Origin of the sequence: Paraburkholderia sp. JPY419 (assembly GCF_050435705.1) — a bacterium.
GTDB lineage: Bacteria > Pseudomonadota > Gammaproteobacteria > Burkholderiales > Burkholderiaceae > Paraburkholderia > Paraburkholderia youngii.
In genome coordinates, this window is sequence record NZ_JBNDKV010000002.1 from 3,379,436 (window position 1) to 3,394,393 (window position 14,958).

Annotated in this window: 11 protein-coding genes and 1 tRNA gene; 7 read left to right on the forward strand and 5 right to left on the reverse strand. The window is 63.9% G+C overall.

Annotation, left to right across the window (positions count from 1 at the left end; genetic code table 11):
• Positions 1–97: 97 nt before the first annotated feature.
• Together QFZ91_RS21740 and QFZ91_RS21745 are read right to left on the reverse strand one after the other, a co-directional pair.
• Positions 98–679 carry a peptidylprolyl isomerase gene (locus tag QFZ91_RS21740; protein ID WP_176379932.1) on the reverse strand — a complete coding sequence of 194 codons (582 nt, stop codon included), beginning with the start codon at positions 677–679 and terminating at the stop codon, positions 98–100.
• 50 nt (positions 680–729) lie between these two features.
• Positions 730–1,521 carry a tetratricopeptide repeat protein gene (locus QFZ91_RS21745; RefSeq protein ID WP_176125686.1) on the reverse strand — a complete coding sequence of 264 codons (792 nt, stop codon included), beginning with the start codon at positions 1,519–1,521 and terminating at the stop codon, positions 730–732.
• Positions 1,522–1,771: 250 nt separating this feature from the next.
• Here QFZ91_RS21745 and cysS point away from each other — a divergent pair, with 250 nt between their 5' ends.
• The 6 genes from cysS to QFZ91_RS21775 all read left to right on the forward strand — a co-directional run bounded on the left by cysS (position 1,772) and on the right by QFZ91_RS21775 (position 8,886).
• Positions 1,772–3,169 carry a cysteine--tRNA ligase gene (gene cysS / locus QFZ91_RS21750; RefSeq protein ID WP_429568383.1) on the forward strand — a complete coding sequence of 466 codons (1,398 nt, stop codon included), beginning with the start codon at positions 1,772–1,774 and terminating at the stop codon, positions 3,167–3,169.
• 47 nt (positions 3,170–3,216) lie between these two features.
• Entirely contained in the window at positions 3,217–4,320 is a 1,104-nt protein-coding gene (locus QFZ91_RS21755) for a DNA-3-methyladenine glycosylase family protein (RefSeq protein ID WP_429568384.1), read from the forward strand.
• A gap of 128 nt (positions 4,321–4,448) precedes the next feature.
• Positions 4,449–5,420, forward strand: coding sequence for an acetyl-CoA carboxylase carboxyltransferase subunit alpha (locus QFZ91_RS21760; protein ID WP_090800690.1), 972 nt, complete (start codon positions 4,449–4,451; stop codon positions 5,418–5,420).
• Positions 5,421–5,473: 53 nt separating this feature from the next.
• Positions 5,474–6,946 (forward strand): tRNA lysidine(34) synthetase TilS, encoded by a 1,473-nt coding sequence (tilS, locus tag QFZ91_RS21765; protein WP_429568385.1) that lies wholly within the window; start codon positions 5,474–5,476, stop codon positions 6,944–6,946.
• Between the two features lie 415 nt (positions 6,947–7,361).
• A complete protein-coding gene (locus tag QFZ91_RS21770; protein WP_429568386.1) occupies positions 7,362–8,612 on the forward strand; it encodes an aspartate kinase in 1,251 nt (416 codons plus the stop codon).
• 180 nt (positions 8,613–8,792) lie between these two features.
• A tRNA-Ser gene (locus QFZ91_RS21775) sits at positions 8,793–8,886 on the forward strand.
• A gap of 133 nt (positions 8,887–9,019) precedes the next feature.
• On the opposite strand, the gene QFZ91_RS21780 is transcribed toward QFZ91_RS21775, so the two are convergent.
• The 3 genes from QFZ91_RS21780 to QFZ91_RS21790 form a co-directional block, all read right to left on the reverse strand.
• The gene (locus QFZ91_RS21780) at positions 9,020–10,204 is read right to left on the reverse strand and encodes a porin (RefSeq protein ID WP_429568387.1); all 1,185 of its coding nucleotides are present in this window, start codon (positions 10,202–10,204) and stop codon (positions 9,020–9,022) included.
• A 97-nt stretch (positions 10,205–10,301) separates the two neighbouring features.
• A complete protein-coding gene (locus tag QFZ91_RS21785; protein ID WP_429568388.1) occupies positions 10,302–12,737 on the reverse strand; it encodes a TIM-barrel domain-containing protein in 2,436 nt (811 codons plus the stop codon).
• Positions 12,738–12,755: 18 nt separating this feature from the next.
• Entirely contained in the window at positions 12,756–14,042 is a 1,287-nt protein-coding gene (locus tag QFZ91_RS21790) for an MFS transporter (RefSeq protein ID WP_429568389.1), read from the reverse strand.
• A 460-nt stretch (positions 14,043–14,502) separates the two neighbouring features.
• Here QFZ91_RS21790 and QFZ91_RS21795 point away from each other — a divergent pair, with 460 nt between their 5' ends.
• The gene (locus QFZ91_RS21795) at positions 14,503–14,850 is read left to right on the forward strand and encodes a hypothetical protein (RefSeq protein WP_176379925.1); all 348 of its coding nucleotides are present in this window, start codon (positions 14,503–14,505) and stop codon (positions 14,848–14,850) included.
• Positions 14,851–14,958 lie beyond the last annotated feature (108 nt).

Genomic DNA, 14,958 nt, shown 5'->3' on the forward strand with positions numbered 1-14,958 from the left:
CGTCGTCATGCGCTGACGACAGGCCGCGCCGGGGCGTTGGTTGGGGCCGGGCTTCGGCCGCGCGGATTCGCTTGCTCGTGCGCCCGCTGGTTCGTCGTTACTTGCTCACCACCGTCGCCGACTGGATCACGACCGGTTTCTGCGGTACATCGCTCATCGGGCCGCGCGTGGTGGTGGGCGTGGCTTCGATGCGCTTCACGACGTCCATGCCGCTCGTGACCTTGCCGAACACCGCGTAGCCGTTGCCGTCCGGATTCGGGTAGTCGAGATTGGCATTGTCCACCGTGTTGATGAAGAACTGCGCGGTGGCGGAATTCGGGTCGCCGGTGCGTGCCATCGCGATCGTGCCCGCGGTGTTCTTCAGACCGTTGCGGCTCTCGAGCGGGATCGGCGCGCGCGTCGGCTTCTCGGCAAAGCTCTGCGTATAGCCGCCGCCCTGAATCATGAAGCCCGGAATCACGCGATGAAAGATCGTGCCGCTATATTGGCCGGCCTTCACGTAGTCGAGAAAATTCGCGACCGTCTTTGGCGCCTTCTCGGGATACAGCTCGACGCGGATGTCACCCTCCGACGTCTTCAACAGCACGGAAGGATGAGCGGCCTGCGAACCGGACTGTGCAAAGGCGGGTGCGTTTGCGATCAGGGCGGCGCTGCCGAGCGCCAACATCAACCATTTCATGAAAATCCTCGGGGTTGGAGAAAACGTGCGGCAAGCAACGAGCCCGGCGCTCAGCGCGACGGCGCCATGTACGGCGGCATGGCGAGCGAGCCGTTCGGGCCGCCGAACTGGAAGCTCGGGCTCTCAGTGATGTTCGACGTGGGGTGCGCGGCGGGCCCGGTGGTCTGTTCGGCGGCGGGCTGCGACGCCGCGGCAGCGGGCGCAGCCGGCGACACGACCTTCTGGATGTCCGCGAGACGCTGCGCGGTCCTCGGGCTAGCCTTGCCGAGGCTTTCCGCGCGACGGTACGCGGCATCGGCGAGGCGCAGATAGAGGTCGCCGAGGTTCTCGAACGCGAGCCCGTAGTTCGGATTGACCTGGGTGGCCATTTCGAGCGCGGCGCGCGCTTCGGTCAGGCGGCCTTGTCTTGCGAAGAGCGTGGCGAGGTTGTTGTACGGCTCGGGCAACTCGGGATACAACTGCGTGAGTTCGGTGAACGCGGTGATCGCTTCGTCGTCGCGATTCAGATGCACGAGCACGTTTGCGCGTTTGAATTTAGCTTGTGCGTCGCGCGGGTTTGCGGCGACGCGTGCATCGAGTTGGGTCAGCGCGGCTTGCCAGTTTTTCTGCGCGATCGACGCGTCGATTTCCGGCGTGTTGTCGCGCACGGCGGGACCTTGCGGCATCACCGCCGCCTTCTGCGCAAAAGCGCTCGCAGCCGGCACCGCGGCTAGCGCGGCAACGACGGTGATACGCCACGCGAGGGCGCGCGCCGCTTCGAAAGTAACGCCACCAACAACGTCGCCAAACGCAGTCGCGGCGAGGGTCGCAGCGCTGCGCGCGCGGCCGCTGGAGTGTTTCATAGGCTCAGGTCAGGATGTTATACTCCGAGCCATTCTAACAAAAGGTCTGCGCGTTCCGTCGAACCGCCGACTGTCTTTTCGCCACTCGTGGCCGTCTCCGCCCGGTTCGCAGTATCGTCTGCAGCCTGATCGCCGCACGAGGTGCGCCGGTTTAAGCTGTATGCGACGCACCCGTTGTCCTGTTGGTTTCGCGGGTCGCGGCGCGCATGAAGCACAATGCGGACTTCTTTCGGCCCACGCACCGCTCTCTATGGAATCTCTGCGCATCTACAACACGCTCGCGCGTGACAAACAGACTTTCGTGCCGCTGCGCGAAGGTGTCGTGCGGATGTACGTCTGCGGGATGACCGTGTACGACTATTGTCACGTCGGTCATGCGCGGGTGATGGTCGTGTTCGACATCGTGCAGCGCTGGTTGCGCGCGCTTGGGTACAAGGTGACCTACGTGCGCAACATTACCGATATCGACGACAAGATCATCAAGCGTGCAGTCGAGAACGGTGAACCTATCAAATCGCTCACTGATCGCTTCATCGCCGCGCTGCATGAAGACGCGGACGCGCTCGGCATCGAGCGTCCGGACATCGAGCCGCGCGCGACCGACTTCATTCCGCAGATGCTCGGCATGATCGAGGCGCTCGAGAAGAACGGCTACGCCTACCAGGCGAGCGACGGAGACGTCAACTACGCGGTACGCAAATTCGCAGGCTACGGCAAGCTGTCGGGCAAGTCGCTCGAAGACCTGCGCGCGGGCGAACGCGTCGCGGCCAACGACGCGAAACAGGACCCGCTCGACTTCGTGCTGTGGAAGCAGGCGAAGCCCGATGAACCGGCCGACACCGGCTGGGATTCGAAGTACGGGCGCGGTCGTCCCGGCTGGCACATCGAGTGCTCGGCAATGGGCTGCACGCTGCTCGGCGAACAGTTCGACATTCACGGTGGCGGCCAGGATCTGCAGTTTCCGCACCACGAAAACGAGATCGCGCAAAGCGAGGCCGCGACCGGACAAACATTCGTCAATTATTGGATGCACAACGGCTACGTACAGATCGACAATGAGAAGATGTCGAAGTCGTTGAACAATTTTTTTACGATTCGCGAAGTGCTCGCGCAGTACGATGCAGAGGTGGTGCGTTTCTTCATCGCGCGCGCGCATTACCGCTCGCCGCTGAACTACAGCGACGTGCATATCGACGACGCGCGCAATGCACTCGCGCGTTTGTACACGGCTTTGAAAGACGTGTCACCCGATAGTGCCGCGCTCGACTGGAACGAAGCGTACGCGCAGCGTTTCCAGGCAGCGATGAACGACGACTTCAACACGCCGGTGGCCGTGTCGGTGCTGTTCGAACTGGCCACTGAAGTGAATCGCACGCGCGAGCCCGCGCTGGCCCGTCAATTGCGCGCGCTTGGCGCGGTGCTCGGTTTGCTCGGACGCGAACCGCGTGCATACCTGCAGCAGGCAGCGGGTGCTGCAGCCGAAGGCGCGCTCGAGCCCGCCGCGATCGAAGCGAAGATCGCCGCGCGCGTCGCCGCCAAGCAGGCAAAAGACTATGCGGCAGCAGACCGGATCCGGGCTGAATTGCTCGAGGCCGGCGTTGCCCTCGAAGACAAACCCGGCGGGTTGACCGAGTGGCGGCGCGTGTGAGCGCACCTCGTACTTCCCTCTGAACGACTCGCCAGGCAGGAGGCAGGATGGCAACGGCCACGAAGACGCCGGCTAAACGCGCGGCGTCTCAAACCAGTGCGGCTGCCGCAGCATCGGCTGCCGCGGCCAAGTCGACGCGTGCGTCGACTCGCGCGGGCGATGGCGCGGTAGACAAAGCGTCATCGATAGCGGGCGGGGCGGCGAAAGCCGGCTCGGCCGCGGCAAAGAAGAGCGCGGCCAAACGCTCGCTCAATGGCGCGGGCGGCGCGGGCACTGAAGCCGCGCACGCGCCGGTTGCGAAGCGCGCGAAAACGGCGTCGCGGGCGAAGGGCAATGGCGCGGTGCCGGCCGAGCTCGCCGGCGACGTGCAGGAACTCGCACGCGATACGAACGCAGGCGAAGTCGTGCGCAAGACACGTGTGTCGGCCACCTCGGCGAGCACGGTCAGCGCCGGCGGCGAAGCGGCCGGTGTCGCATCGCTCGCGAACGAAGTCGCGGTGCCGGTGCAGATCGGTGGCCTCGCGCCTGAAGTCACGCGTCCCGCGTATTGGGATAAGGCGTGTGCGGACCTCGTCAAGCGCGATCGCATTCTGAAAAAGCTGATTCCGAAGTTCGGCCCCGTGCATCTTCTGAGTCGTGGCGATCCGTTCGTCACGCTTGCGCGCTCGGTGGTCGGCCAGCAGATTTCGGTCGCGTCGGCGCAGGCGGTGTGGGCGAAGGTCGAAGCCGCGTGTCCTAAGCTCGTGCCGCAGCAGTTCATCAAGCTCGGTCTCGAGAAGCTGACCGCGTGCGGTCTGTCGAAACGCAAGGCCGAGTACGTGCTCGATCTCGCGCGGCATTTCGTGTCGGGCGCATTGCACGTCGGCAAATGGACGTCGATGGACGACGAGTCGGTGATCGCCGAACTCACGCAGATTCGAGGCATCGGCCGCTGGACCGCGGAGATGTTCCTGATCTTCAACCTGTCGCGTCCCGACGTGCTGCCGCTCGACGACCTCGGCCTGATTCGCGCGATCAGCGTCAACTATTTCAGCGGCGAACCCGTCACGCGCAGTGAAGCGCGCGAAGTTGCCGCGAACTGGGAGCCGTGGCGCACCGTGGCGACCTGGTACATGTGGCGTAGTCTCGATCCGTTGCCGGTCGACTACTGAAGAAGAACAGGAGGCGAAGCCGTTTCAAAGACTATCGTGTATATCATGTCGATAGTTGAGAAATGGTTTTGACATCGGCTCGCGCGGTTAGAATACGCGCTGCCCGGTAAGTCCAAGGATTACAACCAATGAAGACCACGTTTCTGGATTTCGAACAGCCGATCGCTGAACTCGAAGCGAAGATCGAAGAATTGCGCTTCGTGCAGGACGACTCGGCCGTCGATATTTCGGAAGAGATCGAGCGGCTGTCCAAGAAGAGCCAGCAGCTCACCAAAGATCTGTATGCGAACCTCACACCTTGGCAGGTTTCGCAAATCGCCCGTCATCCGCAGCGTCCGTACACGTTCGACTACGTGAGCGAACTGTTCACCGACTTCCATGAACTGCATGGCGACCGCAATTTCGCGGACGACCTGTCGATCGTCGGCGGTCTCGCGCGGTTCAACGGCCAGGCGTGCATGGTGATCGGTCATCAGAAGGGCCGCGACACCAAGGAGCGCGCGCTGCGCAACTTCGGCATGCCGCGTCCGGAAGGCTATCGTAAGGCGGAGCGTCTGATGCGCCTCGCCGAGAAGTTTGGCCTGCCGATCTTCACGTTCATCGACACGCCGGGCGCGTACCCCGGCATCGGCGCGGAAGAGCGCGGCCAGTCCGAAGCGATCGGCCGCAATCTGTACGTGATGGCCGAGCTGAAGACGCCGCTGATCGCGACGATCATCGGCGAGGGCGGCTCGGGCGGCGCGCTCGCGATCGCAGTGGGCGATAGCGTGCTGATGCTGCAGTTCTCGACCTACTCGGTGATTTCACCGGAGGGTTGCGCGTCGATTCTGTGGAAGAGCGCCGCGAAGGCGCCGGAAGCCGCGGAAGCGCTCGGCTTGACCGCGCATCGTCTGAAGGCTCTCGGTCTGATCGACAAGATCGTCAACGAGCCGCTCGGTGGTGCGCACCGCGATCCGAAGGGCATGGCCGCGATGCTGCGCCGCGCGCTCGCCGATTCGCTGCGCCAGTTCCAGGGTATGAGCACCAACGACCTGCGCGAACGCCGTTTCGAACGGCTGATGGCGTACGGCAAATTCAAGGAAACGACGCCGGGCGCATAAGCCCGCGCGTTGACCTGTCTTCATCGTCCACCGGCGCTTGCCGCGCTAACGACGTGACCACCACCGCCGACTCATCCGCCGAGCGCCTCGTGATCGAGGCGCTCGGCGCGGCGCTGTCCGGGCTCGATCCGAACGCGCGGATTGCGCTCGCATTCAGCGGCGGCGTCGATTCGAGCGTGCTGCTCGATGCGGCGGTGCGCGTCGCCGGCGCATCGCGTTGTGTCGCGCTGCATGTGCATCACGGTTTGAGTCCAAATGCCGATGCGTGGCTCGCGCATTGCGAGGCATTCGCGCGCGAACGTGGCGTGGAATTCGACGCGCGACGCGTGGACGTTTCGCGCGCGCCGGGCGTGAGCATCGAGGCTGCGGCACGCGACGCGCGTTATCGCGCGCTCGACGCGATGTGCGCAACGCACGGAATCAGCACGCTATGGCTCGCGCAGCATGCGGACGATCAGGCCGAGACCGTGCTGCTGCAACTGCTGCGCGGCGCGGGTCTCGCGGGGCTCGCGGCGATGGCGCCCGGCTCGCTGCCGACGGGTGCGTCGACGACACGTGTGCGGCCGCTTTTGCATTTGCTGCGCGCGCAACTCGAACATTATGCGAGCGCGCGCAAGCTGCGCTGGATCGACGACGAATCGAACACGGACACGCGTTACGCGCGCAACGCATTGCGTCATCAGGTGATGCCGGTGCTCGCGGTGCACTTTCCGGGCTTTCGCGATGCGCTCGCGCGCACGGCCGCGCATGCGGCATCCGCGCAGCGCTTGCTCGATACGCTCGCGCGCGCGGACATGAAGAGCGCGGCGCGCGATGAAGGACGCGCGCTCGCGCACGACGCGCTGCTCGCTCTCGACGACGATCGCGCGCTGAATCTGCTGCGCTACTGGATGCGCACGCTCGGCTTCGTCGCGGCATCGAGCGCACGTGTCGCGGATGCGCTGCGGCAGTTGCGCGAAGTCGGTGCGGGACACGACGGAAATCGTCTGCGTATCGATCATGCGGGGCATGCGTTGCGCAGTTATCGCGGCCTCGTCTACTGGGAGGCCGGCGACAGCAGCGAGCCCGCCGACGAAACCGCGCTCGTCGAGCGTGAGATCAGCGAACTCGCGTGGCAGGGGCAAGAGGTCTGGCATCTGCCGCAATGGCGCGGCACGTTCGTGTTCGCGGTGGTGGATGCAGCCGCTGCCTCCGACGTCGCCGACGCATTGCACGAAGCGCCACGCGGCGAAGCATTGGATACCGTTCCCGTCAGCGTCCTGCAACGTGCTTCTCTAAGCGTGCGGGCGCGCCGCGGCGGCGAGCGCATGCGCGTCGGTGCGTCGAACACGTCGAGCCGCACGCTGAAGAACCTGTTTCAGGAGCGCGGCATTCCCGCATGGAAGCGCGACGTGCCATTGCTTTACGTCGGCGATGAACTGCTGTTCGTGCCGCTGATCGGCGTGAATCGTCGGACGGTGCGCGACGCATCCGAGCGCGAAACGCGCGTGAAAATCGCCTGGCGAGAAGATCTGCTGATCGCCTGAGTGCCGGTCGGGCAGTCGCGCATGGCGCGCGGGCGCATGTCGTAATAGTGAAATAGGGTGCAAATCAACGATAAAACAGGCCATTGCGGGCCTGATTTGACGCATTTGAACGCTCTGTGCGTCTTGTCTTTTTGTGCCTAATCAGGTACTTTAGCTTGTTTGCCCGACCCGATTTCGCCGTCGCTTTTGTCGCCATCGGTCGTTAGTGCCGGCAGGCGTGCGTGATCCGTCGTCGCCGTTCAAATCCGATCAGCCATTTGCGATTTCATCCCGGGCAAATCCGCGCGTGCTGCACGCGTGCTGCATCTACGCCGCCACACACTTTGCCGCCGTTCACGAGACGTTGCGCCCCTGTGCTTTCTGTGCGGTCGTCTCCAGCGCGCCAGCGCGGCTTATCTTCCAGTTCAGAACGACAATGGCACTCATCGTACACAAATACGGCGGCACCTCGATGGGCTCGGTCGAGCGCATCAAGAACGTCGCCAAGCGCGTCGCGAAATGGCACAAGGCCGGCCACCACATGGTCGTCGTGCCCTCGGCAATGTCCGGCGAAACCAATCGCCTGCTTGGCCTCGCGAAGGAAATCACGACTCAACCGAGCCCGCGTGAACTCGACATGATCGCCGCCACCGGCGAGCAGGTCAGCTCGGGTCTGCTCGCGATCGCGCTGCAGGAAGCCGGCGTCGAAGCGGTCAGCTACGCAGGCTGGCAGGTGCCGGTCAAAACCGATAGCGCGTTCACGAAAGCGCGCATCAGCGACATCGACGGCGAGCGCGTCAAGCAAGACCTCGCGGCCGGTAGGGTGGTCGTGATCACGGGCTTCCAAGGTATCGACCCCGACGGCCACATCACGACGCTCGGCCGCGGCGGCTCGGACACCTCGGCGGTCGCGGTCGCGGCCGCGCTGAAGGCCGACGAGTGCCTGATCTACACGGACGTCGACGGTGTGTACACGACGGACCCGCGCGTCGTTGAAGAAGCGCGCCGGCTCGACCGCGTGACGTTCGAAGAAATGCTGGAAATGGCCAGCCTGGGTTCGAAGGTGCTGCAGATCCGCTCGGTGGAATTCGCCGGCAAATATCAGGTGAAGACGCGCGTGCTGTCGAGCCTGACCGATCCGCTGATGCCGCTCGACGACGAAATGAAGTCGGGCACCCTGATTACTTTTGAAGAAGACGAGACCATGGAAAAAGCAGTCATCTCGGGCATCGCGTTCCAGCGCGACGAAGCTCGTATCGCCGTGATGGGCGTGCCCGACAAGCCGGGCATCGCGTATCAGATTCTCGGCCCGGTGGCGGACGCGAATATCGACGTCGACATGATCATTCAGAACCAGAGCGTCGAGGGCAAGACAGCGTTCACGTTCACGGTTGGCCGCGGCGACTATGCGCGCGCAATGGAGATCCTCACCGGCACGGTGAAGGCGCACGTGCAGGCCGAGCAGGTGCTGGGCGACCCGAAGGTGTCGAAGGTGTCGGTGGTCGGCGTTGGGATGCGCTCGCACGTCGGCATCGCGAGCAAGATGTTCCGCACGCTGTCAGAAGAGGGCATCAACATTCAGATGATCTCGACTTCCGAAATCAAGATTTCGGTATTGATCGACGAAAAGTACATGGAGCTCGCAGTGCGCGCGCTGCATAAGGCCTTTGAACTCGATCAGGCATAAATGGCGGGAAAAACGGGGCGCTCTAGAGCGCCCCGTTGGTTTTATGGCGTTCATGTGAACGATTTGCGTTGCGAGACGCCTCGTTGGCACAAAAAATGTTCGCGAGACATTGACCTTATCGGCCCGGCCCGCTATTATCTTGGCTTCGTCGCACTGACTCCCTGTGCGACAGAAAGTTTGGGAGACGTGGCCGAGAGGTCGAAGGCACTCCCCTGCTAAGGGAGCATCTGGGCCAAAACCTGGATCGAGGGTTCGAATCCCTCCGTCTCCGCCAGCAATGGTGGCGAAACCCCGCAGAGTCTAGGCTCTGCGGGGTTTTTGTTTTTCGGCGACCGCTGTTTCGTTTCCTCTCACTGCCAGTTATGCAGGCATCCTGATCACTGCATGGCGCTCTGAACCCGCGTCGCTTAGAACGCGTGCCGCAACCCCACCATGCCGACGAACTGAGACGGGCCCGACGACGGCGTCGTGTTCTGCGAGTCGCCGACCACCGCGACCGCATCGGCGATGGTCACGCCGCTGCCCGACGCGATCAGCGACTTGCCGCCCGCATGCTGATAGGCCTCGAGCGCGTACAGCGTGGTGCGCGTCGACAGGCTATAGGTCTGTTCGAGCGAGATCTGATGATAGTGCGCCGGGTCGGTGATGCCATTCGCCTGGCTTGCCTGCGTGAAGCTATAGCCGCCGCCGACGGTCACGCTCGGTGTGATCCGGTACGTCGCGATCGCGCCGTACGTGTTGAACACGGCCTTGTCGAAGAACAGCGAGCCGTGGCCCGGCGTGTACTGCACATTCGAGTAGTTGACGCCCACCATCAGATCGTGCCACGTGTAGCGGCCCGCCGCGGCGAACAGCTGCGCGCTGCGCGCGCTCGCATAACCGTTGTTGACCGGCGAGTTGATCGCGAAGCTGCCGAGCGCCGCGCTCGTCGCGATGTCCTTCAGCTTCACGTAGCCGGCTGCGAGCGATACCGGCTGGAAGTCATAGCGCAGTGCCGCGCTGAACAGGCTGCCGTTCCCGACGCTGCCGGGCACGCCTCCCAGACCGTACTGCGCACTTGCCTGCAGGCCCGCGATCGTCGGTGATAGATAGGTAACCGAATTGTTGAAGCGCAGCGTCGTGTCGAGGGCGTCGAGATCGCCCGGGTGCGCGCCGGTCGCGCCGGTCAGCACGCCGGTCGGTCCGAGCGCGCCGACCATCTGGAAGTACGGCGTGTACTGGCGACCGAGCGTCACGGTGCCGTAGCGGTCGTTGGCGAGGCCGACGTAGGCCTGGCGGTTGAACAGGTAACCCGCGGTGCTTTGCGCGCCGGTCAGCGAATTGAAGCCGCTCTCGAGCCGGAAGATCGCCTTCGTGCCACTGCCGAGATCTTCCGAGCCGAGGAAGCCGAACTTGCTCGCCTGCAGATTGCCCTGGCTCATGTAGAAGTTCGAATGCCCCTTCTGGTTGCTGGCATAGGCGAACGCATTGTCGACGACGCCGTACAACGCGACGCTGCTTTGCGCAGACGCGCTGGTCGATAACGCGGCGCCTGCGAACGGCAGGCAGCAGAGGACGAACGCGCGGGTGCGCGCGCGCTGTCTGATTTTCATGATTGGGATGTCTCCAGACTGAAGGGACGGCCTGATCCCTCAGGCCGGTGCGGTGTGTCGTTCAGTGCCTAGTAGCGCGAGTCGGTGCTTTTGTGTGTCAGTGGGGCAGCGAAATCGTCAGGCAGCGCCAGCCGTTTGCGGTGTGGTCGGCGTCGAGCGTGCCGTTCGTGCAGACGATCGCGCGTGTCTCATGCATCGGCACGAACACACGCACTCGGAGCTGCGTGCGATGCTTCCATTGCGGACGCTCGAGCGTCACGCGCAACGTGTTTGCGTCACCCGTCAGCGTGACGTTCCAGCGGCCTTGCTCGCCATTGCGCCAGGCTTCGGTCTCGCCGTCGTCCTCGATCGAGCCGCCTTGCGCGGTGCCCGCGCCGGCATGTGGCACCGCGAGGAATGCGCGCTCGTCGGCGGGGCGGCCGAAATGCTGCTCGGCGATGTTGAGCGGAATCACGCTGCCTTCGCGCAGCAGGAACACCGGCCGCTCGATAGGCGCGGGCAGCGTGACGGTCTGGCCGCCGTCGAATGCTTCGCCGCTCCAGTACGACACCCAGCGCGAACCGGCCGGCAGATACACGTCGCGCGTGCTCCGGCCCGGATCTACCACCGGCGCGACCAGCATCGACGAGCCGAGCATCATGTCGTCGCCGTCGACGAGGCAGCGCGGATCGCGCGGAAACTCCGCGAACAGCGGCCGCAGCACCGGTTCGTACGCGCTATGCGATTGCCACAGCAGCTCGTACAGGTAAGGGATCAGCCGATAGCGCAGCTTGATCAGGTCCGCCACGTGCCGCGTGACTTCCGGATGCATCCACGGCTCGTTGACGGTGCCGTCGTCGTTCCACGAGTGAATCGAAAAGCGCGGCAGGAAAATGCCGAACGCGACCCAGCGCGCGAACAGCTCCGGCTGCGGCGCCGGACCCGAGAAGCCGCCGATGTCATGGCCGCTATTCGACACGCCCGACATCGCGAGCCCGAGGCCCATCTTCAGATTGAAGCGCAGCGTTTCCCACGACGTGTAGTTGTCGCCCGACCACGTCTGTACATAGCGATGCATGCCCACGCCGCCCGAGCGCGATACGAGGAACGGACGCTTATCGGGCGCATGCTCGCGCTGCGCGTCGTACGACGCGCGCATCATCAGCTGCGTTTGCAGCACCTTAGCCTGATGTGCCGGATACGGCTTGCCGAAGCCGCGCGCAATTGCATGCGGCGACCAGATCTCGAACTCGTTGTTGTCGTTCCAGGTGGCCGCGATGCCGTATTCGAGCAGCGCGTCCTTCACGCGCGCCTTCCACCAGTCGATCGTCGCGGGATTCGTGAAGTCAAGATACGCGCCGACTTCGTCCCAGAACTGCACCCATGCGGGCCCGCCATCGGGCGCTTCGATCAACAGGCCGGCCTGCGCGACGTCGTCGAACGCGGGGTGATCCTGCAGCAGACACGGCTTGATGTTCGCGCATAGACGCACGCCGTGATCGAGATAGCTCTGTACGAAGCCTTCGATGTCAGGAAACTTCTCGTGGTTCCAGTTGAACACATAACGCTTCGGCCCGATCGACGTATAGCCCGAGGACAGATGGAACGAGTCGCACAGCACGTCGTGCTCGCGGCAGCGCTCGATGAATTCGCCCATCTGCTGTTGCGCGTCCGATGCGTCGGTGTAGCTCATCGTCGAGCCCGAGTAGCCGAGGCCCCACTTCGGCATCCACGCGGGACGTCCGGTGAGCCACGTGAAGCGGCGCACCGCGTCGAGCGGCGAGCCGGGCGACGCGATGAAGTAGTAGTCGAGATCGCCATGCTCGGCGACGAAGTGCCGATAGTGACCGTGATAGTTGTCGAGCTCACGGCCCATGTCGAAGCGGCAATCGGCGAGCGTGTCGTAGAACAGGCCAAAGCCGGTCGACGTCTGCGGCTGCCACGTCACGTAGAACGGGATGTGTTTGTATAGCGGGTCCGTGGTGCGTGCGCTGTAGCCCATCGCGTCGATGTTGCGCATCTCGTAGCTTTGCTGCGCGCGATCGAGCGAGCCGGCACGCTCGCCGAGGCCCACGTACATTTCGTCGCGGCGCCGCTCGACGTAGTGATAGACGCGCGAGTCCCACCAGCCGAAGTTGTACGCCTGGGTCTTGCGATCGCTCATTACGCGATGCCACGTGCCTTCGTGCAGGATGTCCCATGCGCAGGCGCCGCCTTCGAGCGCGACGCTCACGCGTACGCGCGCCGTTTCGATCGCCACGCGGCCGGCTGCTTCGTTCACCGTGAACGGCGGCGGCGTAAAGCCGCTCAGGTCGCGGCGCTCGCGGCCTTCGAGCGGCACGTCGTCCGCGCCGGGCGCGATCGCCCACGTACGCGGACCGTGCGTTTCGCCGTCCGGCAGCACGAGCACGCGGATGATGTCCTCGGCGAGCACGAATAGCTCGATGCGGCAATTCGGCTGCGCGCTCAGCACGACCGGGTTGGCCGCGGGGTTGCGAGCGTTGGAGGCGAGTGCGAAGCGCGGCGGATGTTTGAGATTGATCTGTGAACGCATGACGAGTCTCGAGGGAGGTCAGGCAGCGGTGTTGACGCTCAGGTCGGCGCGGCGCGCGCGGCCGTGGCGCGGCACACCGCGCATCAGGATGATCAGCAGCGCCGCGCCGATGATGTCGAACGCGCCGAGCGCGCCGAACAGCGGCGTGTAGCCGATCGAATCGGCGAGCGCGCCGACCATCAGCGAGAAGCCGAGGCCGCCGATCCACGCGGCCATGCCCGCGAAGCCGGCGACGGTGCCGACCTCGCTGGGATCGAACACGTCGGCGGCGAGCGTGTTGACGAGCGCCGAGATCATCTGGTGCGCGAAGCCGCCGACGCAGAAGAGGGCGATCGCCTGGTAGGGCGACGCGACGAGACCGATCGACGCCGGGCCGAGCATCATCAGCGCGCCGAGCACCACGCCCGAGATGCGCGACCAGATCAGCGGCACGCGAAAATGCTTCATCAGGAACGGCGACAGATAGCCGCCGAACAGGCCGCCGAGGTCCGCGGCGAGAAACGGCAGCCACGCGAACAGAGCGATTTCCTTCAGATCCATATGACGCTGCGTGGCGAGATAGAGCGGAATCCAGAAGCTAAACGTTTGCCACGCGGGTTCGGCAAAAAAGCGTGCCTGCGCGATCGCCCAGAAACGGCGCGTGCGCAGTACTTCACGCACGCTCGCGCGGCGTGCCGCGGGCGGTGCCTGGCCTTCGACGATCGCCGTGCGCTCGGCGTCACTCACGCGCTTGTGCTCGGTGGGCGAGCGGTACAGCACAAACCATGCGGCGGCCCAGAAGAAGCCGAGCGCGCCGGTCACTGCAAACGCGCTCTGCCAGCCGTAGCGCAGCGACAGGAACACGACGAGCGGCGGCGCGAGCAGCGAGCCGAACGAGGTGCCCGCGTTGAAATAGCCGACCGCGACGGATTTCTCGCGATCGGGAAACCATTCGGCGACGACCTTCATGCCGGCCGGAATCGCGACCGCTTCGGACAGGCCCATGAAGCCGCGCAACGCGGCGAGCGAAAACCAGCTGCCCGCGAAGCTATGGAACACGCCGGTCAGCGACCACAGGCACGCGAACAATGCGAAACCGAGGCGCAGGCCGATCAGATCGATGATCAGGCCGCAGACGGGCTGCATCACCGTATAGCCGACCTGGAACGCGCCGACCACGTACGAGTACTGCCGCGTGTTCATGTGCAGCAGCTTCATCAGCTCGGGCGCCATCACGCCGAGCGCGTTGCGCGACAGATAGTTGACGATCGTCCCAACGCAGACGAGGGCGATGATCCACCAGCGCAATCCCTTGATCGTTTTCAAAATCGGTCTCCGTGGCGCATTGAGCGGTTGCTTCCGAGGCGGCGCTCGGAAATGCGCGAATTCGAACATTTATTGGTCTTCAAGGGGGTCATCCTACCACTTGGAACCCGGCTAGATATTCGGGAAAACCATAGCGCAGGCGGCATTTTTCATTGATTTTCCGAGATAATTTGGTAATCTTGGTCAGAATTTTTGAGAGGTGATCGGATGACTGCGATCCGAAATGCGAGCGTGAATGTTCTTTCGAACATGGAATGTTCGTTTGCGGTAAGCCTGCCAGACCTCGGCCGCCGGCCCCGCGGGAAGCGTTTTTTTCACCGCCGTATGGCGGATGTAACCAGACATTACGCAGCAGCCGGTCCGGCGATTTTCAGCATCAGTTATTACAAAGTTGAAATACGCGTGTTGCTGCCTTGCGTTATATTTCCGCCAACAAAACATGTTCGTACAAAGGTGATCAATGAAGTCCGTTCGTCTTGTTCCGCTGATGCTCGGGGTGTTGACGTTGGCTGCATCGGGTGCCGCGATGGCCGCGGGGCTCAACGTCGGAGTCAATATCGGCATTCCCGCGCCGATCTACGTCGCACCGGCTCCGGTCTACGCACCGCCGCCGCCTCCGCCGCCTCCCGTCGTCTATCAGCCGGCTCCCGTGTACTACGGCGGTCCGCAGATCGTGATCGGCTGGCATGGCGACCGTTACTGGGATGGCAGTCGCTACTGGGCGCGCGACGACTGGTATCGCCATCATCCGCCAGGCCACGGCGACTATTGGCGCGGTCACTACGACCAGCATCGCGGCTGGCACTGAGCCGGCACCGCGGCGCGCTAGCTGGCTGCTGCGACATCAGAACCGCCCTTCGAGGGCGGTTTTTGTTTTCTGCGCTGAAACATCGATAACTGATGCGTTTCGTCGCAG